Origin of the sequence: Microcella sp. (genome assembly GCF_030645145.1) — a bacterium.
In the GTDB taxonomy this organism is placed as follows: Bacteria; Actinomycetota; Actinomycetes; order Actinomycetales; family Microbacteriaceae; genus Microcella.
In genome coordinates, this window is the sequence record NZ_JAUSMI010000076.1 from 1 (window position 1) to 23,246 (window position 23,246).

24 protein-coding genes are annotated in these 23,246 nt (G+C 71.1%); 20 read left to right on the forward strand and 4 right to left on the reverse strand.

Features of this window, described 5'->3' with window-relative positions; all coding sequences use genetic code 11:
- Nucleotides 1-369 (forward strand): 4-carboxymuconolactone decarboxylase (gene pcaC, locus Q7T15_RS04700; RefSeq protein ID WP_304693785.1); only part of this gene is annotated, 369 nt, incomplete at its 5' end.
- A gap of 29 nt (nt 370-398) precedes the next feature.
- Here pcaC and Q7T15_RS04705 read toward each other — a convergent pair.
- Nucleotides 399-1,040, reverse strand: a complete 642-nt coding sequence (locus Q7T15_RS04705) for an HD domain-containing protein (protein ID WP_304693787.1) — start codon at nt 1,038-1,040, stop codon at nt 399-401.
- A gap of 123 nt (nt 1,041-1,163) precedes the next feature.
- Here Q7T15_RS04705 and Q7T15_RS04710 point away from each other — a divergent pair, with 123 nt between their 5' ends.
- The 13 genes from Q7T15_RS04710 (at nt 1,164) to Q7T15_RS04770 (ending at nt 14,561) form a co-directional block, all read left to right on the forward strand.
- The gene (locus Q7T15_RS04710; RefSeq protein ID WP_304693789.1) at nt 1,164-1,967 is read left to right on the forward strand and encodes an IclR family transcriptional regulator; all 804 of its coding nucleotides are present in this window, start codon (nt 1,164-1,166) and stop codon (nt 1,965-1,967) included.
- A 100-nt stretch (nt 1,968-2,067) separates the two neighbouring features.
- The gene (locus Q7T15_RS04715; protein ID WP_304693791.1) at nt 2,068-3,387 is read left to right on the forward strand and encodes a cytochrome P450; all 1,320 of its coding nucleotides are present in this window, start codon (nt 2,068-2,070) and stop codon (nt 3,385-3,387) included.
- Nucleotide 3,388: 1 nt separating this feature from the next.
- On the forward strand, nt 3,389-4,462 hold the full coding sequence (locus Q7T15_RS04720) for a PEP/pyruvate-binding domain-containing protein (protein ID WP_304693792.1): 1,074 nt from the start codon (nt 3,389-3,391) through the stop codon (nt 4,460-4,462).
- A gap of 85 nt (nt 4,463-4,547) precedes the next feature.
- A complete protein-coding gene (locus Q7T15_RS04725; RefSeq protein WP_304693794.1) occupies nt 4,548-6,401 on the forward strand; it encodes a PEP-utilizing enzyme in 1,854 nt (617 codons plus the stop codon).
- A gap of 43 nt (nt 6,402-6,444) precedes the next feature.
- On the forward strand, nt 6,445-7,188 hold the full coding sequence (locus Q7T15_RS04730) for an SDR family NAD(P)-dependent oxidoreductase (protein ID WP_304693796.1): 744 nt from the start codon (nt 6,445-6,447) through the stop codon (nt 7,186-7,188).
- A 34-nt stretch (nt 7,189-7,222) separates the two neighbouring features.
- Nucleotides 7,223-7,543, forward strand: a complete 321-nt coding sequence (locus Q7T15_RS04735) for a 2Fe-2S iron-sulfur cluster-binding protein (RefSeq protein WP_304693798.1) — start codon at nt 7,223-7,225, stop codon at nt 7,541-7,543.
- A 1-nt stretch (nt 7,544) separates the two neighbouring features.
- Nucleotides 7,545-8,816: an NAD(P)/FAD-dependent oxidoreductase gene (locus Q7T15_RS04740; protein WP_304693800.1), complete on the forward strand. Its 1,272-nt coding sequence runs from the start codon at nt 7,545-7,547 to the stop codon at nt 8,814-8,816.
- Between the two features lie 14 nt (nt 8,817-8,830).
- A complete protein-coding gene (locus Q7T15_RS04745) occupies nt 8,831-9,475 on the forward strand; it encodes an HD domain-containing protein (RefSeq protein WP_304693802.1) in 645 nt (214 codons plus the stop codon).
- Nucleotides 9,472-10,983: an aldehyde dehydrogenase gene (locus Q7T15_RS04750; protein WP_304693804.1), complete on the forward strand. Its 1,512-nt coding sequence runs from the start codon at nt 9,472-9,474 to the stop codon at nt 10,981-10,983. Before Q7T15_RS04745 ends, Q7T15_RS04750 begins: the two co-directional genes overlap by 4 nt.
- 135 nt (nt 10,984-11,118) lie before the next feature.
- Entirely contained in the window at nt 11,119-11,895 is a 777-nt protein-coding gene (locus Q7T15_RS04755) for a 3-oxoacid CoA-transferase subunit A (RefSeq protein ID WP_304693806.1), read from the forward strand.
- Complete coding sequence (locus tag Q7T15_RS04760; protein ID WP_304693808.1) at nt 11,892-12,563, forward strand: 3-oxoacid CoA-transferase subunit B; 672 nt, start codon at nt 11,892-11,894, stop codon at nt 12,561-12,563. The genes Q7T15_RS04755 and Q7T15_RS04760 overlap by 4 nt, the downstream gene beginning before the upstream one ends.
- The gene (locus Q7T15_RS04765) at nt 12,560-13,729 is read left to right on the forward strand and encodes a thiolase family protein (protein WP_304693810.1); all 1,170 of its coding nucleotides are present in this window, start codon (nt 12,560-12,562) and stop codon (nt 13,727-13,729) included. Before Q7T15_RS04760 ends, Q7T15_RS04765 begins: the two co-directional genes overlap by 4 nt.
- Nucleotides 13,730-13,733: 4 nt before the next feature.
- Nucleotides 13,734-14,561: an IclR family transcriptional regulator C-terminal domain-containing protein gene (locus tag Q7T15_RS04770; protein ID WP_304693812.1), complete on the forward strand. Its 828-nt coding sequence runs from the start codon at nt 13,734-13,736 to the stop codon at nt 14,559-14,561.
- A 9-nt stretch (nt 14,562-14,570) separates the two neighbouring features.
- On the opposite strand, the gene Q7T15_RS04775 is transcribed toward Q7T15_RS04770, so the two are convergent.
- Nucleotides 14,571-15,224: an alpha/beta hydrolase gene (locus Q7T15_RS04775; RefSeq protein WP_304693814.1), complete on the reverse strand. Its 654-nt coding sequence runs from the start codon at nt 15,222-15,224 to the stop codon at nt 14,571-14,573.
- Complete coding sequence (locus Q7T15_RS04780; protein ID WP_304693816.1) at nt 15,221-16,189, reverse strand: ring-cleaving dioxygenase; 969 nt, start codon at nt 16,187-16,189, stop codon at nt 15,221-15,223. The genes Q7T15_RS04775 and Q7T15_RS04780 overlap by 4 nt, the downstream gene beginning before the upstream one ends.
- A gap of 112 nt (nt 16,190-16,301) precedes the next feature.
- Here Q7T15_RS04780 and Q7T15_RS04785 point away from each other — a divergent pair, with 112 nt between their 5' ends.
- Nucleotides 16,302-16,670, forward strand: a complete 369-nt coding sequence (locus tag Q7T15_RS04785; RefSeq protein WP_235451357.1) for a hypothetical protein — start codon at nt 16,302-16,304, stop codon at nt 16,668-16,670.
- Between the two features lie 127 nt (nt 16,671-16,797).
- Here the strand turns inward: Q7T15_RS04785 and aspS are convergent, their stop codons facing one another.
- The gene (gene aspS / locus Q7T15_RS04790; protein ID WP_304693820.1) at nt 16,798-18,144 is read right to left on the reverse strand and encodes an aspartate--tRNA(Asn) ligase; all 1,347 of its coding nucleotides are present in this window, start codon (nt 18,142-18,144) and stop codon (nt 16,798-16,800) included.
- 59 nt (nt 18,145-18,203) lie between these two features.
- Between aspS and Q7T15_RS04795 the strand changes: the two genes are divergently transcribed.
- Genes Q7T15_RS04795 through ccsB form a run of 5 tightly spaced genes read left to right on the forward strand, consistent with a single transcriptional unit; the run spans nt 18,204 to nt 22,864 of the window.
- Entirely contained in the window at nt 18,204-18,836 is a 633-nt protein-coding gene (locus Q7T15_RS04795; protein WP_304693822.1) for a histidine phosphatase family protein, read from the forward strand.
- A gap of 59 nt (nt 18,837-18,895) precedes the next feature.
- Nucleotides 18,896-19,468: a TlpA disulfide reductase family protein gene (locus Q7T15_RS04800; protein ID WP_304693824.1), complete on the forward strand. Its 573-nt coding sequence runs from the start codon at nt 18,896-18,898 to the stop codon at nt 19,466-19,468.
- Between the two features lie 6 nt (nt 19,469-19,474).
- The gene (locus Q7T15_RS04805) at nt 19,475-20,221 is read left to right on the forward strand and encodes a cytochrome c biogenesis CcdA family protein (RefSeq protein WP_304693826.1); all 747 of its coding nucleotides are present in this window, start codon (nt 19,475-19,477) and stop codon (nt 20,219-20,221) included.
- Nucleotides 20,199-21,848 carry a cytochrome c biogenesis protein ResB gene (locus Q7T15_RS04810; RefSeq protein WP_304693828.1) on the forward strand — a complete coding sequence of 550 codons (1,650 nt, stop codon included), beginning with the start codon at nt 20,199-20,201 and terminating at the stop codon, nt 21,846-21,848. The genes Q7T15_RS04805 and Q7T15_RS04810 overlap by 23 nt, the downstream gene beginning before the upstream one ends.
- The gene (gene ccsB / locus Q7T15_RS04815; protein WP_304693830.1) at nt 21,848-22,864 is read left to right on the forward strand and encodes a c-type cytochrome biogenesis protein CcsB; all 1,017 of its coding nucleotides are present in this window, start codon (nt 21,848-21,850) and stop codon (nt 22,862-22,864) included. Before Q7T15_RS04810 ends, ccsB begins: the two co-directional genes overlap by 1 nt.
- The last annotated feature ends 382 nt before the right edge of the window (nt 22,865-23,246 follow it).

Here is a 23,246-nt window from a genome sequence, read left to right on the forward strand (position 1 = left end):
TACGACCAGGGCATGCGCGTGCGCCGCGAGGTGCTCTCCGACGCGCACGTCGACCGCGCGATCGCCGGCACGACGCCGTCGACGGCCGACTTCCAGGACCTCATCACGCGCTACGCCTGGGGCGAGATCTGGACGCGCCCCGGTCTCGACCGCCGCTCGCGCTCGATCGCCGTGCTCAGCTCGATGATCGCCCTCGGCCACGAGGAGGAGTTCGAGATGCACGTTCACGCCGCGCTGCGCAACGGCCTCGCTCCCGACGAGATCATCGAGGTGATCCTGCAGAGCGCGATCTACGCGGGCGTGCCGGCGGCCAATACGGCGTTCCGTCTCGCGCGGCCGATCCTCGACGCGGCGCGCGCGGCCGATTGATCCTGCCCTGCGTCACCCGCAGGCAGCGCTCAGACGAGCCCCTGCCGCTCGGGCAGCAGATCGATCGACCCGATCGCCGCGAGAGCGAGCCCCATGGCCCGCGCCTCGTCGGTGAAGAGGCTCGACTGAACTCGCGCCGAGGTGATGCGCAAGGATTCGTCGCGCGAGAGGCCGAACCAGCCGCACACGATCTCGATCCCGTGCGGGGTCACGCGCCAGAGCTTGTCGGCGTCCTTGACGCACGCGTCGTCGACCGAGAGCGCCTCGAGGCGCGAGTCGTGCCCGTCGATGATGGCCACGACGCGCGCGATGACGTCGGCGGGATGCCCGAGGTCGCCGAGGATCTCCGTCGCGATCCGCGCGCCCTCCGTCTCATGCTGGCGCACGAGGTCGGGCCGCCCCCCACCCGGCGCGATCGCCTCGAGGATCTGGTCGTCCGGCACGGTGGACCATCCGGTGTCGTGCAGCAGGATCGCCGGCAGGACGACGCTCTCATCCGCCCCTGGCACGCGAGCGACGAGCGCGCGCGCGAGGCCGTAGGCGTAGAGGGTGTGCGTGTCGTTGTTCCGCACCCGCAGGTGCGCGCGGGCTCGCTCCCAGATGGCGGCGTCGCGCTCGCTGAGCGTGAGATAGCCGGGCACGGCCTCGGCCGGCGGGATGTGTCCGCGCACGTCACGGTGGTATCGCGTGCTCGTCGGTGAGCTCATACTGCGACCGTCGCACCGAGCCGCGAGCGGCACAACTAAGCTTCCGCTCACCGGAAGTGCCGAGCATCCGGCCGCAAGGAGGCCCCGATGGCTGACGACGCAGGGCGAGCGACCCCGCCCGCGAGCGTGACCGGTCGCGTGCTGTCGATCCTGTCGGTGTTCGAGAAGAGCCTCGCACCGCGAAGCCTCACCGAGATCAGCGCCGAGACGGGTCTCGCGCTGAGCACGACGCACCGACTCGTGGGCGAGCTCGAGGAGTGGGGGGCCGTGCAGCGCGACCCCAACGGCCGCTACCAGATCGGACTCCGCCTGTGGGAGCTCGGCCAGCACGCCGGCCGGCAGGTGCGCGACATCGCCCGCCCGCTGCTGCAGGACCTGTACAGCCTCACCCAGCGGACCGTGCACATCGCCATCCGCGAGAACGGCGAAGCGCTCTACATCGATCGCGTCTACGGAACCCGCCGCGTGCCGCAGGCCTCGCGCGTCGGAGGCAGGCTGCCGCTGCACGCGACCGCCGTCGGCAAGGTCCTGCTCGCGTTCGATGAGCCGTGGGTGCGCGAGGCGATCCTCGCCCAGCCGCTCGAGAGCCGCACCCCGCACACGCACGTCGACCCCGTGGCGCTGCGCAAGGAGCTCGAGCTCGTCCTCGAGCGCGGTTACGCCGTCGCGATCGAGGAGGTTCGCGAGGGGTCGGCGTCGATCGCTGTGCCGATCTTCCAGCGCACCGGCGGCATCGGCGCGGCTCTCGGGCTCGTCGACGAGCGCGGCGAGGCCGACGCGCTCGAGCGGCACCTGCCCGCCATGCGCGGCATCGCGCGACGCATCGAGGCGAGCGTCGGCGCGTTCCCGCTGCGCAGCCTCGGCATTCGCCCGTCGAACGCCCGCCCGTAACTCGCTTCCACTGAGCGGAAGTCGCCGTATCGGTGCGACCGCCCCGGGTCTCTAATGAACCCAGCGCACCGACGCGCTGCCGGACCACGAAGGAGTCGTCATGGCCACCGACATCACCACCGCCCCCGCCTCGACGGGCGGCTGCCCCGTCGACCACGGGCAGTTCGGCGCCGCGAGCCACGACGCGAGCGGCTACACCGCCGAGAACCACTACGGGTACGAGCCGTTCGACATGACGGACCCGTTCCCCTCCTACGAGCGGCTGCGCAAGAACGCCCCCGTGCACTTCGACGAGCGGATCGGCTACTGGGTCGTCACGCGCTACGACGACGTCAAGGCCGTCTTCGACGACTGGGAGACCTTCTCGAGCGAGAACGCCCAGGCGCCGATCCGCCCCCGGAGCGAGGGCGCGAAGAAGATCATGGAGGAGGGCGGCTTCACCGCGTACTCGGGTCTCTCGGCCCGCGTTCCCCCGGAGCACACCCGCATCCGCGCCATCGCGCAGCGCGCGTTCACGCCGCGTCGCTTCAAGGTGCTCGAGCCGACCATCCGCGAGAACACGATCGCGGCCCTCGACGCCATGCTCGCCTCGCCCGACGGCACCGGCGACTTCCTCACCGACGTCGCGTACGACATCCCCACCATCACGATCCTCACGCTGCTCGGCGTCGACCCGGCCATGGTGCCCACGTACAAGCGCTGGAGCGACTCGCGCGCCGCGATGACCTGGGGCGACCTGACCGATGACGAGCAGCTGCCGCACGCTCGCAACCTCGTCGAGTACTGGCAGGAGTGCATCCAGCTCGTCGTGAAGGCGCACCGCGACGGCGGCGACAGCCTCGTGAGCGACCTCGTGCGCTCCCAGGAGGGCGGCGCCGAGATCAGCGACCACGAGATCGCCTCGCTCTGCTACAGCCTGCTGTTCGCCGGCCACGAGACGACGACGACCCTCATCGCGAACTCGGCGCGCGTGCTGCTGAGCCACCGCGCGCAGTGGGAGCGCCTGCTCGAGGACCAGAAGCTCATCCCCGGCGCGATCGACGAGGTGCTGCGCTACAGCGGCTCGATCCTCGCCTGGCGCCGCCGCGCGCTCACGGATGCCGAGATCGGCGGCGTCGCCGTGCCGAAGGGCGCCGACATCCTGCTCGTCATGGGCTCGGCCAACCGTGACGAGGCCGTGTTCGACAAGCCGGACGAGTTCGACATCACGCGGCCGGACGCTCGCAGCCACCTGTCGTTCGGCTACGGCATCCACTACTGCCTCGGCAATCAGCTCGCCAAGCTGCAGGCGAAGATCGTGCTCGAGGAGACGATCGCCCGCGCCCCGCAGCTCCGCCTGGTCGAGGGCGCCGAGATCGCCTTCGGCGAGAACCTCTCCTTCCGCGCCCCCACCTCCGTTCCCGTCACCTGGAAGGCCTGACATGACTGCGCCCGCGTACATCCAGTTCTTCGACGGCGGCGAGCCCGCCGCCCACGACCTCCTCGGCGGCAAGTGCGCCTCGCTCGTCGCCCTCACCGAGGCCGGCCTGCCGGTGCCTCCCGGCTTCGCCGTCACGACGGTCGCCTTCGACGCCTTCATCCACGCCGCCGGCATCGCCGATGACATCCACCGGATGCTCCGCACGATCGATCCCGACGACACCGACAGCATCGACGCGGTGTCCGAGCAGATCCGGGCCGAGATCACCGGCCGCCCGGTGCCGACCGAGATCCACGACGCCTTCACGGTCGCGTACGAGTCGCTGCAGTCGCGCTTCGAGGCGCCCGCGCCCGTCGCGGTACGGTCGTCGGCCACCGCCGAGGACCTGCCCGACGCGAGCTTCGCCGGCCAGCAGGACACCTATCTGTGGCTCATCGGCCGCGACGAGGTCTCCGCGCACGTGCGCCGCTGCTGGGCATCCCTCTACACGTCGCGCGCGATCGTCTACCGCCTCAAGAACGGCATCCCCAACGAGGGCCTGTCGATGGCGGTCGCCGTGCAGAAGATGGTCGATGCCCGCACCGCCGGCGTCGCCATGACGATCGACCCGGTGAACGGCGACAAGTCGACGATCGTCATCGATGCCTCATGGGGCCTCGGCGAGCTCGTCGTCTCGGGCACCGTCACGCCCGACAACCTCCGCGTCGATAAGGTCATGAAGATCGTGTCGGAGGAGATCATCGGCTCGAAGCACATCGAGCTCGTCCCCGATGTCGCCGCGCGCGGCGTCGTCGAGCGCGAGGTCGAGCCCGAGCGTCGCACCGTGCGCTGCCTGAGCGACGCCGACGTCGCCGCGATCGCCGCGATCGCGAAGCGGGCCGAGAAGCACTTCGGCTGCCCGCAGGACATCGAGTGGGCGATCGACCGCGGGCTGCCGGAGGGCGAGAACCTCCTGCTGCTGCAGTCGCGCCCCGAGACCGTCTGGTCGATCAGGACCACCGAGCCCTCGACGGCGACGTCGGGATTCGGCATCGAGAGCATCACCCGCTCCCTTCTCACCCAGATCGGGCGCTGACCGGTCGAACCCGGGTCGGCCGCTGACCGCGGCCGACCGCCTTCCCAACCCCGCACCACCTCTCTGCCCTGCTGAAAGGACCCGCATGTCAACGACGACTGCCGCCCCCTCGCTCGAGGGGGAGTCGACCGCCTCCCGGTCGTTCCCGAGCCCCTACGACCAGGCCCCGCCGGCCGGGGCCGAGGGCTGGAAGGACCTCTACGCCTACAACCTCGTCTTCCAGGACAACCGCCGCGCGGTCGAGGAGGCGAAGTTCTGGTTCTGCGACAGCCAGCACTGGCCCACCGTCACGAAGCCGTTCGAGACGATCGGCTTCGAGTTCGCCGTCGGCTGCCTCGGCCAGTACAACTCGCGGCAGCTGCTGATCCCGACCGCGAACGGCATCGAGTACCGCATGCACAACGGCTACCTCTACATGTCGCCCGTCGCGGTCGCGCCGGAGCAGATCGAGGCGCGCGTTCCGCAGTTCATGGAGCGCGCCGGCCACTACTTCCAGAACTGGGAGAGCCTGCTGCAGAACTGGCACGTGAAGCTGCGCGCCACGATCGACGAGATGGAGTCGATCGACTTCTCGGCCCTCCCCGAGAAGATCGCGCTCGACGACGTGCTCAGCGGCAAGGGCACGGGCCCCGGCACCGAGCTGCTCGGCGACTACGACCGCATGATCGCGCTCGCTTACCGCGCCTGGCAGTACCACTTCGAATTCCTCAACCTGGGCTACGTCGCCTACCTCGACCTGTTCATGTTCTGCAAGTCGGTGTTCCCGCGGATCTCCGACCAGGCGATCGCGACGATGGTGCAGGGCGTCGACATGGAGCTCTTCCGCCCCGACGACGAGCTGAAGAAGCTCGCGAAGCTCGCGGTCAAGAACGGCCTCACCGACGTGTTCGCCGACACCTCCGACGCCGACGCGCTCCTCGCGGCGATCGGCGGCCGCAGCGGCGGCGCCGAGTGGCTCGCGCAGTGGAAGGAGTCGCAGGATCCGTGGTTCAACTTCACCACAGGCAACGGCTTCTACGCCCACGACGAGTACTGGCGCGATGTGCCCTCGACGCCGCTCGCGTTCATCAAGGGCTACATCGATCGCATCCACGCCGGTCACGACATCGATCGCGACATCCAGCACCTCATCGTCGAGCGCGACCGCATCACGGAGGAGTACGCCGAGCTGCTCGACGGCGAGGCCCTCGAGACCTTCCGCGGCAAGATCGGTCTCGCGCGCACGGTGTACCCGTACGTCGAGAACCACAACTTCTACATCGAGCACTGGACGATGGGCGTGTTCTGGCGCAAGATGCGTCAGCTCTCGGGCGTGCTGCAGGCCGAGGGCTTCTGGCCGCAGGCGAACGACATGTTCTACCTGCGTCGCGACGAGGTGCGCGAGGTTCTCTTCGACTACGTCAACGGGTGGATGGTCGGCGCACCGGCGATCGGGCCCGACTACTGGCCCGCCGAGGTCGAGCGTCGCCGCGGCATCATCGCCGCGCTCGAGACCGCCCGGCCGCAGCCCGCCCTCAACACCCCGCCGGAGGTCATCACCGAGCCCTTCACGCTCATGCTGTGGGGCATCACGACCGAGCAGATCCAGAACTGGCTCGGCGAGGGCGACCAGGTCGAGGGCACTCTCAAGGGCATGGCGGCCTCACCCGGCATCGCCGAGGGCCCTGCGCGCGTCATCTCGAGCGCGAGTCAGCTGAGCGAGGTGCAGGACGGCGACATCCTCGTCGCTCCCGTCACCGCCCCGAGCTGGGTGCCCGTGTTCGGCAAGATCCGCGCGACCGTGACCGACATCGGCGGAATGATGAGCCACGCGGCGATCGTCTGCCGCGAGTACGGCATGCCCGCCGTCACGGGAACGGGCACCGGCTCGACCGAGATCCGCACCGGTCAGATGATCCGCGTCGACGGCAACACCGGCACCGTCACGATCCTCGACTGAGCGATCGCACCGGACCAGACAGCAGAGATCCAAGGAGACGATGATGACGACCACGCGGAATCCGCGCACGGTGATCGTGACGGGGGCAGGAGGCGGCCTCGGCCGCGCCTTCGCCGAAGCGTTCGCCACCCTCGGTGACCGCGTGCTCGTCGCCGACATCGATGAGCCCGCCGCGACGCGCGTCGCGGCGGGCCTCGACGGGGCGATCGCCGTCGGCGTCGACGTGACGCGCGCCGACTCGACCGACGCCCTCGCGGCGGCCGCGGCCGAGCTCGGCGGCGGGCGCATCGACGTCATCGTCAACAACGCCGCGATCTACGCGACGCTCACGCGCTCGCCGCTCGAGCAGATCGCCGAGGCCGAGTGGGATCGCGTCATGGCCGTGAACGCCAAGGGGCCCTGGCAGGTCGTGCGGGCGTGCTCGCCGCACCTCGGCGAAGGCTCGCGCATCATCAACATCTCGTCGGCGACGGTCATGAGCGGCTCGGCCCACTGGGCCCACTACGTCGCGAGCAAGGCCGCCGTCATCGGGCTCACGCGCGTCATGGCGACCGAGCTCGGCCCGCGCGGCATCACGGCGAACACCGTGGCCCCGGGCTTCACCCTCACCGAGGCGAGCCACGCTCTCATCGAGGGCGCCGAGACGTACGGCGTCGAGCGCAGCGCGCTGCGACGCCCCATCCAGCCCGACGACATCGTCGGCACCGTGCTGTACCTCGCCGACGAGGCGAGCCGCTCGGTCACCGGGCAGACCCTCGTCGTCGACGGCGGCCGTCAGTACCTCTGACGCCCGCCGCCCACTCACACCACCAGGAGGAATCGTGACCACCGTCATCTACACCGCCTACGACGGCACCGAGACCATCGTCGAGGGAACGCCCGGCGTCTCCGTCATGGAGACCGCGCTGCGCAACGGCGTGCCCGGCATCGTGGGCGAGTGCGGCGGCAGCATGTCGTGCGCCACGTGCCACGTCTTCGTCTCGGACGAGACGGCCGCTATCGCCGGCGAGATGAGCGAGCTCGAGGACGAGATGCTCGACGGCACGGCCGTCGACCGCGAGGACTGCTCGCGACTCTCGTGCCAGATCAAGCTCCTCGAGGGCGAGACCTACCGCGTCACGACGCCCAGCGAGCAGGTGTGACATGGCGGCTCCCCACAGCGACGCGACGCTGATCGTCGGCGCCTCGCAAGCCGGCGTGCAGCTCGCCGCGACGCTCCGCGAGCTCGGCGACACGCGCCCCATCGTGCTCGTCGGCGACGAGCCTCACGCTCCCTACCAGCGCCCGCCGCTGTCGAAGGCGTACCTCCAGGGCGAGACCACGAGCGACGACCTCATCTTCCGCACCGACGACTGGTTCGCGCAGCACGATGTCGAGGTCGTCACGGGCGAGACCATCGCCGCGATCGAGAGACACGCCCTCGGCGGCGGCGAGGCGGTCACCGCGACCGGCCGCCGCATCCCTTTCGCGCGCCTCGCGCTCACGACGGGAGCCGCGCCCCGCCGACTCGACCTGCCCGGCATCGACCTGCCCGGCGTGCACTACCTGCGCACCGCCGACGACGCCGCCGCGATCGCCGAGGGCCTCGCCACGGCTCGCTCGCTCGTCGTCATCGGCGGAGGCTTCATCGGCCTCGAGGTCGCCGCCTCGGCCCGCAAGCGCGGCGTCTCCGTGACCGTGCTCGAGGCCGCCCCGCGCCTGGTCGGCCGCGTCGTCTCGGAGCAGACGAGCGCGTTCTACCTCGACGCGCACCGGCGCCGCGGCATCGATGTGGTGCTGGATGCCCGCATCGCCGGCATCGAGGGCGCCGACGCCGCGACCGGCGTGCGTCTCGATGACGGCACCGTGATCCTCGCCGACGTCGTGCTCGTCGGCATCGGCGTCGTGCCCCGCACGGAGCTCGCCGAGCAGCTGGGCCTCGAGGTCGACGGCGGCATCGTCGTCGACGCGGCATGCCGCACCTCCGACCCGGCGATCGTCGCGGCGGGCGACTGCGCACTCATGCCCAACCCCTATGCGCGCGGCGCGCTGCCCCGCGTGCGCCTCGAGAGCGTGCACAACGCGCTCGAGCAGGCGAAGGTCGCGGCGGCGACCCTGATGGGCGACCCGCACGAGTACCGCACGACGCCCTGGTTCTGGTCGGACCAGGCCGACATCAAGCTGCAGATCGCCGGGCTCTCGACCGGCTACGACGCGACGGTGCTGCGCGGCGAGCCCGAGACCGAGAGGTTCTCGGTGCTCTACTACCGCGACGGCCAGCTGCTCGCAGCCGACTGCGTCAACCAGCCGCTCGACTTCATGGCGGTGCGCTCGGCTCTCGGCCGCGGCGCGACGATCCCGCCCGAGGCGGCCGCCGACACCACCCTCCCGCTCAAGAAGTCCGTGGTCGAGCCGGCCGCGCCCTCGCTCGTCTGATCCAGGAGCCCGCCATGCCTCTCCCCACCGCTCTCGCCGTCGACACCTCGCCCATCCAGGGCGATCCCTCGATCACCGACCTCGATCCGCTCTGGCGCGCGATCGTGACCGAGTCGCGCACCCGCTCGAACGACATCCACCTGCCGATCTCGGTCGCGTACGCCGAGCGCCTGTGCGATGCGTACCCCGAGGCGGATGCCCTGCTCGTGCGCGTCACGACCCTCCTGCACGACACCGGCTGGGCGCGCGTCGACGAGACGAAGATCATCTCCGAGGGCTTCGGCGGCGACTGGCGCAAGGCCGACATCCGCTTCCAGCACGAGCGCTTCGGCTGCGACATCGCCCGCGAGGTGCTGCCGGGTCTCGGCTACGACGACGCGTTCATCGAGCGCGTCACGGCCATCATCGACGGCCACGACACGCGCCAGGTCTCGCACTCGCTCGAGGACAGCCTCGTGCGCGACGCCGATCGGCTGTGGCGCTTCACGGCGACGGGCATCGCGCTCGCCTCGGGCTGGTTCGGGCTCAGCCCGGCGGAGTACTCGCGCCGCCTGCGCTCCGAGATCGTCCCGGAGCTGCTGACCGACGCGGCCGTGAAGATGGCCGAAGCCGAGCTCGCGCGCGCCGAGGCGCTGCTCAAGACGGACCTGCTCTCGTGACCGCCGCGACCGTGACGATCGACGTCGAGGCGCTGCGCCGCGCGCACGCCGAGGCGGCCGCGAGCCTGCCCTACCGGCACGTCACCGACCAGTTCATCGACGGAGCCTGGCGACCCTCGCACAGCACCGCGACCTCTCCTGTGGTCGATCCGGCGACGGGCGAGACGTGGGGCTCGGTTCCGGTCGCCGACGAGCGCGATGTGGATGCCGCCGTCGCCGCCGCGCGCTCCGCGCTCGCCGACTGGCGGGCGACCGCTCCCGCGCACCGTGCCGAGCTGCTGCGCCGCATGGCCGACGAGGTGGAGGCGCGCGCCGTTCCCCTCGGCCTCACCAACACGCTCGAGAACGGCTCGCCCGTCGCGGAGACGGCAAAGGCGGCCGCGAACGCCGCGTCGATCCTGCGCCACTTCGCCGGCCTCGCCTCGCACCTCGAGCGCGACGACATCCGACCCTTCCCCGACGGCGTCAACGAGACGGTCGTGAACCGCGACCCGATCGGGGTCTGCGCGCTCATCGCGCCCTGGAACTTCCCCATCAACCTCGTCGTCATCAAGCTCGCGCCCGCGCTGCTCGCCGGCTGCACTGTCGTCATGAAGCCCGCGTCGCCGACGCCGCTGTCGACGCGCTTCCTCGTCGACGCGGCCGCGGCCGCGGGCTTCCCGCCGGGCGTCGTCAACTTCCTGACCGGCAACGGCGCAGCGGGCGACCTGCTCGTACGGCATCCGGATGTCGCCAAGGTCGCCTTCACCGGCTCGACCCCGGTGGGTCGCAAGATCGCCGCCGCGTGCGGCGAGCTGCTGCGGCCGGTCACCCTCGAGCTCGGCGGGAAGTCGTCCGCGATCGTGCTGCCCGACGCCGACCTCGACCACCTCCGGTCGGTGCTCGTGCGCAGCTGCCTGCGCAACACGGGCCAGACCTGCTACATCTCCACGCGCATCCTCGTCACGCCCGAGAACGAGGCGGCCGTCGTCGATCTCGTCGCAGAGACGATCGCGCACTCGCCGCTCGGCGACCCGCTCGATCCGGCGACGGTCTTCGGCCCGACGGCGACGGCCGCGCAGGAGGCGACCGTGCGCGGGTACATCCGCTCCGGCGTCGAGGAGGGCGCGCGCGTCGTCGCGGGCGGCGAGCTGCCGAACCCGGCCGGCATCGGCACCTTCGTCGTGCCGACCGTCTTCGCCGACGTGACCCCCGAAATGACGATCGCCCGGGAGGAGATCTTCGGCCCCGTCATCACGATCATCCCCGTGCGCGATGTCGAGCACGCGATCGAGGTCGCGAACGACACGCCCTTCGGCCTCGGCGGCATCGTGTTCGGCGCCGACGAGCACCGGGCCCTCGAGGTCGCGCGCCGTGTCGACACGGGTTCGATCGGCATCAACTTCTTCGCCTCGAACCACTCGGCACCCTTCGGGGGTCGCCACGACTCGGGCATGGGCGTCGAGTACGGCATCGAAGGACTCGAGGCGTACCTCACGCCGCAATCGGTGCACCGGCGCCGCGGCTAGCGCCGAGCATCCGCTCTCTGCCGTCGGGTCGCGACCGTCGTGATCTTCCGCTCGGGGGGCGCTCCCGTTATGCTTTCCACAGAGCGAACACTCGTTCGCAGAACGAACAAGTTGAACCCAGCACAGGACGGGATGATGATCGACAAGACCGTGGCCGACCTCCGCGAGGCGGTCGCCGGCATCGCCGATGGGGCGACCGTGATGGTCGGCGGCTTCGGTCGCGCCGGCCAGCCCGTCGAGCTCATCGACGCCCTCATCGACGCGGGGGCGAGCGAGCTCACGATCATCAGCAACAACGCGGGCGGCGGCGACCTCGGTCTCGCGCGACTCATCGCCGAGGGCCGCGTGCGCAAGGTCGTCTGCTCGTTCCCGCGCCAGACCGACTCGTGGCACTTCGACCGCGCCTACCGCGAGGGCCGCCTCGAGCTCGAGCTCGTGCCGCAGGGCAACCTCGCCGAGCGCATCCGCGCCGCGGGAGCCGGCATCGGCGCCTTCTACTCGCCGACCGCGGTCGGCACGCCCCTCGCCGAGGGCAAGGAGCACCGCGAGATCGACGGCCGCACCTACCTGCTCGAGCACCCCCTCCGCGCCGACGTCGCCCTCATCGGCGGACTGCGCGCCGACCGCTGGGGCAACGTGGTCTACCGCCGCACTGCGCGCAACTTCGGCCCCATCATGGCGACCGCCGCGCGCACCACGGTCGTGCAGGTCGACGAGATCGTGCCGCTCGGCGCCCTCGACCCAGAGGCGATCGTGACGCCGGGCATCTTCGTCGATCGCGTCGTCGCCGTCGGCGGCCGGCGCTGGCTGCGCGCGGGCGAGTTCGTCGGCGGCGTCGACCTGCAGGGGGAGCCGCTCGCCGGCTCCGCAGCCGACTCCGCCGCCGCCGACACCGTGGGAGGACACCGATGACCGACCGTCTCGATCGCGACGCCCTCGCTCGTCGCGTCGCCGCGGACATCCCCGACGGCGCGTACGTCAACCTCGGCATCGGGGCGCCGACGCTCGTCGCCGACCACCTGCCGCCCGGCTCGGAGGTCATCCTCCACACCGAGAATGGGATGCTCGGCATGGGCCCCGCGCCGGCGCCGGGTGACGTCGACCCCGATCTCATCAACGCCGGCAAGCTCGCGGTCACCGAGCTGCCGGGGGCGGCGTACTTCCACCACGCCGACTCGTTCGGCATGATGCGCGGCGGGCACCTCGACCTCTGCATCCTCGGCGCCTTCCAGGTGTCTCAGACGGGCGACCTCGCCAACTGGTCGACGGGTGCGCCCGACGCGATCCCCGCGGTGGGCGGCGCGATGGATCTGGCGATCGGCGCGAAAGACGTCTACGTCATGACCGACCTTCTCACCAGGGGCGGCGAGTCGAAGCTCGTCGAGAGCTGCACCTACCCGCTCACCGGGGTCGGCTGCGTCACGCGCGTGTACACAGACCGAGCCGTGTTCGACGTGACGCCCGACGGCTTCGCCGTGCGCGAGCTGTTCGGCACGACGACGCTCGACGAGCTGCGCGAGCTCACCGGGCTGACCCTGACCATGGTCGACGAGGCCACCACCGATGAGGAGTCCCGATGACCGCGAGCTTCGTGTACGACGCCGTGCGCACCCCGTTCGGCCGGGCCGGAGGGGCGCTCGCGGACGTGCGCCCCGACGACCTCGCCGCGACCGTGATGCGCGCCTCCGTCGAGCGGACGGGCCTCGACCCCGCTCGCATCGACGACGTCGTCTTCGGCGACGCGAACCAGGCAGGCGAGGACAACCGCAACGTCGCGCGGTTCGGCGCGCTGCTCGCGGGCTTCCCGACCTCGGTCACGGGCACGACGATCAACCGGCTGTGCGGCTCGTCGCTCGACGCGGTCATCCAGGGCTCGCGCGCGATCGAGTCGGGTGACGCCGACGTGATTCTCGCCGGCGGCGTCGAGTCGATGAGCCGAGCGCCGTACGTGCTCGAGAAGTCGCCGAAGCCGTACCCCGCGATCGGCAATCCGACCCTCTGGAACACGGCGATCGGCTGGCGCATGATCAACCGTGCGCTGCCGAAGGAGTGGACCATCTCGAACGGCGAGTCCGCCGAGAAGCTCGCCACGATCTACGGCATCAGCCGCGACGACCAGGACGCCTTCGCCCTGCGCAGCCACGCCCTCGCGGCCGCGGCGTGGGAGACCGGCGCCTACGACGGCGAGATCGTGCAGGTGCCCGGTCACGAGCTGACGCGCGATGAGGGGATCCGCGCCGACACTACGCTCGACCGCCTCGCGGGGCTTAAGGCCCTCTTCGCGGCCGATGGCACCGTGACGGCGGGCAACGCCTCATCGATCAACGACGGCGCGTCGGCGGTGCTGCTGGGCGGCGAGGGTGCGCTCCATGCCGAGCCCCTCGCGCGCATCGCGGGCCGCGCCGCGTTCGGCAACGACCCCGACGTGTTCGGCGTCGCCCCCGTCGAGGCCGCCAACCGGGCCCTTGCGCGGGCCGGTCGCACGTGGGCCGATGTCGACCTCGTCGAGCTCAACGAGGCCTTCTCGTCGCAGTCGCTCGCGTGCATCCGCCTCTGGCCCGAGCTCGACCCCGAGCGCGTCAACATCCACGGCGGTGCGATCGCCATCGGCCACCCGCTCGGGGCCTCGGGCGGCCGCATCATCGGCCACGCCGCTCACGAGCTGAAGCGTCGCGGCGGCGGCGTCGCGGTCGTCGCGCTCTGCATCGGCGTCGGCCAGGGCCTCGCGGTCGTTCTGGAAAGATGACCGCATGACGTCCGAGCCCGCCGACCCCGTCGACCGCCCGTCGGCCGATGAGGAGGGCAGCGGCACAGGGAGCGAGCCGAGCGGCGACTTCGTCCAATCGTTCGCGCGAGGCCTCGCGGTGATCAGGGCTTTCGACGCCGATCACGCCGAGCTCACGCTGAGCGAGGTCGCGGTGCGCGCCGAGATGCCGCGTGCCGCCGCCCGCCGGTTCCTCGCGACGCTCGTCTCGCTCGGCTATGTGCGAACGAGCGACCGCGCGTTCGCGCTCACACCGCGCGTTCTCGAGCTGGGCTACAGCTACCTTTCCGCGCTGTCGCTGCCCGAGGTCGCGCAGCCCCACCTCGAGGGGCTGTCGCACGAGCTCGACGAGTCGACGTCGCTCGCGGTGCTTGACGGCACCGACGTCGTCTACGTCGCACGCGTGCCGACGCGTCGGATCATGAGCGTCAGCATCACCATCGGCACGCGATTCCCGGCCTGGGCGACATCGCTGGGTCGCGTGCTTCTCGCGGCGCTTCCCGACGATGCGGCGGATGCTGTGCTCGCGCACTCCGATCTGCGACCGTTCACGCCCACCACGCTCGTCGAGCGCTCGGCGCTGCTCGCCGAGCTCGACCGCGTGCGCCGCGCCGGCTGGGCGATGGTCGATGGCGAGCTCGAGGAGGGTCTGCGCTCGATCGCCGCGCCGGTGCGCGACGCGTCGGGCGCCGTCGTCGCGGCGGTCAACGTATCGACGGCACGGCGCGGCGACCCCGAGTCGGAGCTCGCACGCGTCCGCCCCGCCCTGCAGCGGGCGACGGTCGCGATCGAGGCCGACCTCCGCATCCGTTAGCGGCTGGGGCTAGGCGGTCGCGAGCCAGGCCGTCGCGGCCGCGATGTCGCTGCCGTCGATGCCGTGGCCGCCCGCGCGGATGTGCCGCTCGACCTCCGCGCCGTGCTCGGCCGCGACCCGCGCGAGGTGCGCGGCGCTCTCGGCCGGGGCCATCGGGTCGGCCGCGCCGTTCGCGAGCAGCAGCTTCACGCCCGAGACGTCGCCGATCGGGTCGCGATCGCCGAACGGGTACATGCCGCTGAACGCGATGACCCGGTCGATGGCCTCGGGATGCAGCAGCGCGGTTGCGAGGGCCATGTTGGCGCCGTTCGAGAATCCGACGGCGATGAGCCGGGCATCCTCGATGCCGTAGTGCTGGCGGGCGAGCGCGATGAACGCGGCGAGCTCGCCGGCGCGAACGATCACGTCGTCGACGTCGAAGACGCCCTCGCGCAGGCGGCGGAACCAGCGGTTCATGCCGTGCTCGCTCACGCGACCGCGCGGCGAGAGGATGCCCGCCCCGTCGAGCAGGTGCGGCGCGATCTGCGCGATGTCGCGCTCGTCACCGCCCGTCCCGTGCAGCGTGAGGAGCACGGGAGCGCCCTCCCTCCCGGGCTGGAACAGGTGCGGCCACGCGTCGAGATCGACGCCCGCGCTCGCGGCGCCCGACCCGTCCCCGCTCACGCGGCGACCTCGGGGTTGTTCTCCTCGGGCAGCGTGACGGGGATCACTCGGGCCTCGATCGCCTCGCGCGTGGGCTCGAGCCACGGCGGGAGCTTGAGCGCGCGGCCGAGCTCGAGGAGGGGCTCGTCGATGTCGAATCCGGGGGTGTCGGTCGCGATCTCGAACAGCACGCCGCCCGGCTCGCGGAAGTAGATGCTCGTGAAGTACTGGCGGTCGAGGATCTCGGTGACGCGGTGCCCCTTGCTCGCGAGCTCGTCGCGCCACTGCTGCTGCGTCGCCTGGTCGGGCACGCGGAAGGCGATGTGGTGCACGGTGCCGCCCGCGGTGAGGCCGGCGGGGGCGAGGGACGAGGCGTGCACGTCGACGAGGGCGCCGGGCATGCCGTCGCCGGCGGCGAGGCGGGTGCGGTTGCCCTCCTGCTCGACCACGCGCATCCCCAGGTCGTTCGTCATGAGCGCGATCGTGCTCTCGGCGTCGCGCACCGTGAGCACGCTCGAGTGCTGGCCGCGGATGGCGTGCTCGGCCGGCACGCTCGCGGAGTCCCACGGGTCGCGCGGGTCGTGCTCGTGGGTCGCGACGAGCTCGATCTGCAGGCCGTCGGGGTCGTGGACGAGCAGACGCTCCTCGCTCGAGGAGGTCGAGGTGATGCGCGCCTCGGCGCCGACCGAGGCGAAGTGGTCGACCCACCAGCCGAGGCTCCCCGCCGGGACGCTGAACGCGGTCGAGGTCGACTGGCCGGCGCCGATGCGCCCGGGCTGGATGCCGCGCCAGGGGAAGAAGGTCATGAGCGTGCCGGGGCGGCCCGACTCGTCGCCGTAGTAGAGGTGATACGTACCGGGGTCGTCGAAGTTGACGGTCTTCTTGACGAGACGCAGCCCGAGGCCGGTGATGTAGAAGTCGATGTTCTTCTGAGGGTCGCCCGCGATCGCGGTGACGTGGTGCAGGCCCTGGGTCGTGGCGGTCATGTCAGCTCCTGATGGTTGTCGCGCCGATGATATCGATGCAAACGCATAGATGCCAGGGATATTCCCGAGCGCCCCCGAGCGCCCGCACAGCCAGCGCGCCTATCGTGACGCTGTGATCGAGCCCGTCCGCGACCTCGTCGGCCGCCTTCTGCCCCGCATCGGGCGCTCCGGCGCCGAGCAGCCCGAGTGGTGCGCGACGATCGTCGTCCGCAGCCCCGTGACCAAGATCGACGCCCTCGCGATCGTTGCCCTCGCCGTCGACAGCCCCGTCCGCGAGGCGCGCACGATGCGACCGTATGTCGAGCTCGCCGGCGGAGCCCGCGCGGAGATCGAGATCCCCAAGTTCGGCGAGCCCCCGCCCCTCGCGATCGACGTCTACTCGACCGTGAGTCACGAGCACGCGGCGCTCGAGGCGCTGCGCCTCATGGCCGCGCTCGAGACCTACACCGGCTGGAGCATCCGCCCCGATTTCGAGGTGTAGGGCCGCTCGCACCGGCTGGCCCGACGGTTGCGCCCGAAAGTTGCACGTGAGCCCGAAGATTCGCGGTCAGGTGCGACTTTCGGGCCCACTCGCGGTCAGGCCCGTGCGTCCCGCCCCGCCAGGGCCCCTACGGCAGCAGGCGCGTCGGCCCGCGGAACAGGTACGTCGTCTCGCGGATCGACCCGAGTCCCAGCATGAGCATGAGCACGCGCGCGAGGCCCATGCCGAACCCGCCGTGCGGCGGCACGCCGTAGCGGAAGAAGTCGAGGTAGAACTCGAGCTCCTCGGGCTCGAGGCCCTTCTCCTGCGCCTGCGCGATGAGCACGTCGACCCGGTGCTCGCGCTGGGCCCCTGTGGAGATCTCGGTGCCGTTGTACAGGAGGTCGTAGCTGTTCGTGAGCCCCGCATCCCCCTCATGACGCATGTGGTAGAACGGCCGGATCCCGCTCGCGTAGTCGGTCACGAACACGAAGTCGTGGCCGAACGCCTCGCGAACGTGGGCCGACAGCTGGCGCTCGCCCTCCGGGTCGAGGTCGCCGTCCGTGCGGGGCACCTCGTAGCCGCGGGCCTTGACGAGCTCGAGGGCCTCCGCGAGGGGGATGCGCGGGAACGGCACCGCAGGAACCTCCACCGTGACCCCGAACGCCGCCTCGATCTCGGCGCCGTGCTTCTCGACGACCGCCGTGAACCCGGCCACGAGCAGCTGCTCGTGCATCGCCATGACGTCCTCGTGCGAGTCGACCCAACTCATCTCGGCGTCGATCGACGTGAACTCGGTCGCGTGGCGCGACGTGAACGAGGGGTCAGCGCGGAACGCGGGCGCGATCTCGAAAACGCGGCCGAAGCCGGCGGGCTGCGCCATCTGCTTGAAGAACTGGGGGCTCTGCGACAGGTACGCCTTGCCCTCGAAGTACTCGAGCTCGAAGAGCTCGGCGCGCGACTCCGACGCGCTCGCCATGAGCTTCGGGGTGTGGATCTCGACGAAGTCGTTCTCGACCCACCACGTGCGCAGCGCGTGCTCGAACGTCGTCTGCACGCGGAAGATGAGGTTCGCCTCGGGGCGGCGCAGGTCGAGGAACCGCCAGTCGAGCCGCTTGTCGAGGCTCGAGTCGTCGGCGATCGGCGTCTCGGGCAGCGCCTCGCTCACGACCTCGAGCGACGCGATCTTGACCTCGATGCCACCGAGCTTGACGCGCTCGTCGTGCTTGAGCTCGCCCGTGACGCGCACCATCGAACCGTGCGCGAGGCCCGAGATCGTCTCGGTGAGCGCGAGCGCCGCGGCCTGCGCGGCGGGGTCGGCGGCGTCCTCCGTCAGCTCCCTGGTCGCGGGGTTCACGAGCTGAACCGCCCCCGACTCGTCGCGCAGGATGACGAACTGCACCTTCTTCTGATCGCGCACCGTATCGACCCACCCGGCCACGGTCACGGTTCCGTCGGGCAGGGGGGCGAGGTTCTTGATGAGGGCGCGAGTCACGAGAGCACAGCCTACCGGCGGCGGGATTCCTCATAGATTCCCGCTCGTAGACTGGGGGCATGCCCGCCGACATCGTCCATCTCGTGCGTCACGGCGAGGTGCACAATCCCAAGCGGGTGCTCTACGGGCGGCTCGAGGGCTTCGGACTCAGCGAGCTCGGGCACCGCATGGCCGCCTCCGCGGTCACGGCGCTCGCCGCCCACGAGGTCACCGCCCTCTACGCGAGCCCGCTGCAGCGCGCGCAGGAGAGCGCGGCACCGTGGGCCGAGGCGTTCGGCCTCCCGATCCACACCGAGGAGCGCATCATCGAGCCGACCAACCGGTTCGAGGGCAAGCGCATGAACAAGCGCACGCTCGCCCACCCCAAGCACTGGCACCTCATGCGCGATCCGTCCGTTCCGACGTGGGGCGAGCCGTTCGTCGAGATCGCGAACCGGATGCTCACCGCGATGCGCGATGCCCACGAGCGCACCGAGTTCGGCGAGGTCGTGATGGTCAGCCATCAGCTGCCCATCTGGATGGCCCACCGCGCCGTCGCCGGCAAGCGGCTCGCGCACGACCCGCGCAAGCGCCGCTGCTCGCTCTCGAGCGTCACGAGCTTCGCGTGGCGCGACGGCGCGTTCACCGAGATCGGCTATCAGGATCCCGCGGCAGACTTGCTCGCGCAGTCCATCGACCTGGGAGCAGTGTGACCCGCCCTCGCCCGCGCCCCTCGCGGCGCCCCCCCGCGCGCCTCGTCGCAGCGCTCGCCGTGGTCGCCCTCGCCCTCGCGGGCTGCTCGAGCGACCCGCTCGCCGAGCAGTACCGCTCGGGCTCGGGCCAGGGGTACATCTCGGGCGACGGCGCGTACACGGTCATCGCCGCCGACGAGCGCTCGGCGCCCATCGCGTTCGACGACGCCCCGCTCGACGCGGGCGGCACGATCTCGACCGACGACCTCGCCGGCCAGGTCTACGTCGTCAACTTCTGGTACGCCGGCTGCCCGCCGTGCCGGGTCGAGGCCCCCGACCTCGAGGCGCTCTACCAGGAGTTCAGCGACGAGCAGGGCGGCGCGGGCGTGCCGTTCCTCGGCGTGAACATCCGCGATGAGGCGGCCCAGTCCCTCGCCTTCGCCGAGGAGTTCGGCGTCACCTACCCCTCGATCCTCGACGTGAAGGGCGGCTCGGTGCGCCTCGCCTTCGCCGGCCAGGTCGCGCCGACGGCGGTGCCGACGACCCTCGTCGTGGATGCTCAGGGCCGGGTCGCCGCCCGCATCTCCGGCATCGTCTCCGAGCCGTCGACGCTGCGCGCGATGATCACCGACGCGCTCGCCGAAGCGAGCTGAGCCCCGGTGGTCAACCCGGTCGGCGAGATCGTCCTGAGCGGCAGCCTGCTGCTCGCCCTGCCCATCGCCCTCGCCGCGGGCTTCCTCGCCTTCGCCTCGCCGTGCGTCCTCCCGCTCGTCCCCGGCTACCTCGCCTACGTCGGCGGCATCACGCGCCCCGTCGAGAACCGCCGCGAGCGCGGGCGCCTGCTGCTCGGGGTGCTGCTCTTCGTGCTCGGATTCAGCGTCGTCTTCGTCGCGTTCTCGATCGTCTTCGCGACGGCCGGATTCCTCCTGCAGCAGTACCTCGACGTCATCACGCGCGTCGCGGGCGTCATCGTCATCATCATGGGGCTCGTCTTCATCGGACAGGTGTCGTTCCTGCAGCGCACGATGAAGCCCCGTCTTCGCGCCCGCGCCGGCCTCGCGGGGGCGCCCGTGCTCGGCGTCGTCTTCGGCCTCGGCTGGGCGCCGTGCATCGGGCCGACCCTCGTCGCCGTCAACGCGCTCGTGCTCAACGAGGGCGACATCGGTCGCGCCGCGCTCATCGCGCTCGTCTACTGCCTGGGCCTCGGCATCCCGTTCCTGCTCATCGCGCTCGGCTTCCGGTGGGTCGCGGGGGCGACGACGTGGCTGCGGAAGAACATCCGCGTCATCAACATCATCGGCGGCGCCCTGCTCATCGTCATCGGCCTCGCGATGGTCACCGGCCTCTGGCAGCAGTTCGTCTCGAGCCTCGGGGCGGTGATCGGTGGAACCGTTACGCCCCTCTGATCACATCGACGCCGACGCCCTCGCGGCCGAGCGCGCGGCCGAGCGCGCCGAGCAGGAAGCCTCGGGCGACGCGCGCGGTGCATCCGCCGCCATCGCCCAGCCCGCCCTCGGCGTCGTCGGCTGGCTGCGCTTCGCGTGGCGCCAGCTCACGAGCATGCGCACGGCGCTCGTGCTCCTGCTGCTCCTCGCGGTCGCGGCGATCCCCGGCTCGCTCGTGCCCCAGCGCTCGGCCGACCCCAACGGCGTCGTGCAGTACCGCGAGGACAACCCCGAGCTCTTCGACATCCTCGACACCCTGCAGGTCTTCGACACCTACACGTCGGTGTGGTTCTCGGCGATCTACCTGCTGCTGTTCGTGTCGCTCATCGGCTGCATCATCCCGCGCACGCTGCACCACGCCCGCGCGCTGCGCTCGGCGCCGCCCAAGACCCCCGCTCGCCTCGGGCGTCTCGTCGGGTATCGGACGACGGATGCTCCCGCCACGGTCGAGCACGCGCTCGACGCCGCGCACGCCGAGCTGCGGCGGCGCCGGTACCGCGTCGCGCGCTACGGCGACTCGCTCTCGGCCGAGAGGGGATACCTGCGCGAGACCGGCAACCTCATCTTCCACATGGCCCTCGTCGGAGTGCTCGCGACGATCGGCTTCGCGGGCGGCTTCGGCTACAACGGCCAGAAGGTGCTCGTGCAGGGTCAGGCCTTCGTCAACCAGCTCACGAGCTACGACTCGTTCAACCCGGGTCGGTTCTTCGACGACGCGCGGCTCGACCCCTACGGCATCCGGCTCGACGAGTTCACGGCCGAGTACGGACTCGATCAGACCACGGGCGTCGTGCAGCCGCTCGACTTCACCGCCGCCGTGACCGTGACCGAGAACGGCGAGCAGCGCGAGCGCATCATCAAGGTCAACGAGCCGATCGACGTGGGCGGCACGCGCCTCTACCTGCTCGGCAACGGCTTCGCGCCTGTGGTCACGGTGCGCGACGCCGACGGCGACGTCGTCTTCAGCGAGGCCGTCGCCTTCCTCCCGCAGGATGCCAACCTCACGAGCCTCGGCATCATCAAGGTGCCGGATGGGCTGGAGGAGCAGCTCGGCATGATCGGCTTCTTCTACCCCTCGGCGCTGCCGCTCGAGTCGGGCGCGCTCGCCTCGATCTACCCCGAGCCCGACCAGCCGGTCCTCACGCTCAACGCCTTCACGGGCGATCTCGGCCTCGACGACGGAGTGCCGCGCAACGCCTACGCGCTCGATACCGACGACCTGACCCAGGTCACCGGAGGCGACACCGGCACCGACTCGCTCGTGCTGGGGCTCGGCCAGTCGGCAGACCTGCCCCGCGGCCTCGGCTCGGTCGAGTTCACCGCGCTGCCGCGCTTCATCAGCGTCGACGTGCACCACGACCCCACGCAGGCGGGCGTGCTCGTCTCGGCGCTGCTCATCCTCGGCGGGCTCGTCGTGAGCCTCTGGGTGCCCCGCCGTCGTCTGTGGGTCGTCGCGACCGCGACCGATGCCGGAGTGCGCCTGCAGTACGCGGGGCTCGCACGCGGCGATGACCCCGGGCTCGAGGCGGCGGTCGCCGACCTCGCCGATGCCCATTCCCAGCGACTCGCGCCTACCCTGGAGACCTGATGGAGAACCTCGTCGCCTACTCGCTCGTCGCCGTCTACTCCGCCATGGGCGTCTACACGATCGCTTTCATCCTCTTCACGCTCGATCTCGCGAAGCGGTCGGTGTCGGCGACGGATGCGGCTACCGCCGCCCCGGCGCAAGCCGCGCCCGCCGCGACCGACGCCGCCGTCGACGTGAGCGTCGCGGCGTCCGACCGCGGGTACACGACGACGATCGAGCGCGCGGCGCCGGCGGGAGCATCCGCTCGCTCGGCCGACGGCCCGACCGGCGGGACCCGCTTCCAGAAGGCCGCCGTCGCGCTCGCCGCGATCGGCTGGGTGCTGCACCTCGCCGCGGTGCTCACGCGCGGCATCGCCGCCGAGCGCGTGCCGTGGGCCAACATGTTCGAGTTCGGGCTCACGGCGACCGCTCTCGGGATGGGCACGTTCCTCGGCGCCCTGCTCTGGAAGGACGTGCGCTACCTCGGCGCGTACATCTCGGGCTTCACGCTGCTGTCGCTCGGCATCGTGACCGTCAACTTCTACGTCGACGTCGTGCCGACGCCGCCGCCGCTGCAGTCGGCGTGGCTCGTCATCCACGTGCTCGTCGCCTCCCTCGCGACCGGGTTCTTCGCGATCGGTGCCGGGCTGTCGATCATGCAGCTCATCCGCTCTCGCGCGGCCGCATCGAAGGCCGAGGGGCTGCGCTTCGTGCACACCCTGCCCGGAGCATCCGCGCTCGAGTCGCTCGCCTACCGCGTGAACGTCGTCGGCTTCGTGTTCTGGACCTTCACCCTCATCGCCGGCGCCATCTGGGCGGAGCGCGCGTGGGGCCGCTACTGGGGCTGGGATACGAAGGAGGTCTGGACCTTCATCATCTGGACCCTCTTCGCCGGGTACATCCACGCCCGCGCGACGCGCGGCTGGCGCGGCGACCGCTCGGCCTGGCTCGCGATCATCGGCTTCAGCGCGGTCATCTTCAACTACACGGTCGTCAACCTCTTCTTCAAGGGCCTGCACTCCTACAGCGGCCTCTAGCCGGCCGCTCGTCTCTGACGGGCAGCCCCGCTCGGGCGTCGATTCCGGCAGCCCCGCTCGGGCGTCGCTCTCGGGTTCGCCCGTTCGGGCCGCCTTCTCGGGCGCTGGCCGACGCGCGGTGTCCGTCCCACCGACACGTGCAGAGACGCCGACGGCGAGCCGGACCCTCTCGATGGCGTGTCGACCCGAGCTGTCGGTCCTGCGGACGGCGCCTCGGGCCTCTGGCCGGGGGAGTCGGCTCCGTCGGCTGCTTATTGCAAGCGATTCCACACTGTTGCCGGCGTGTTCCAGCCCTATTCCACAGGGGTGAAGCCGATTCAGGGCAGACCTCACGCGCGTGATTCCGGGCCTCTCGACCCGCGCTCGGGGGGTAGTGGTGCAA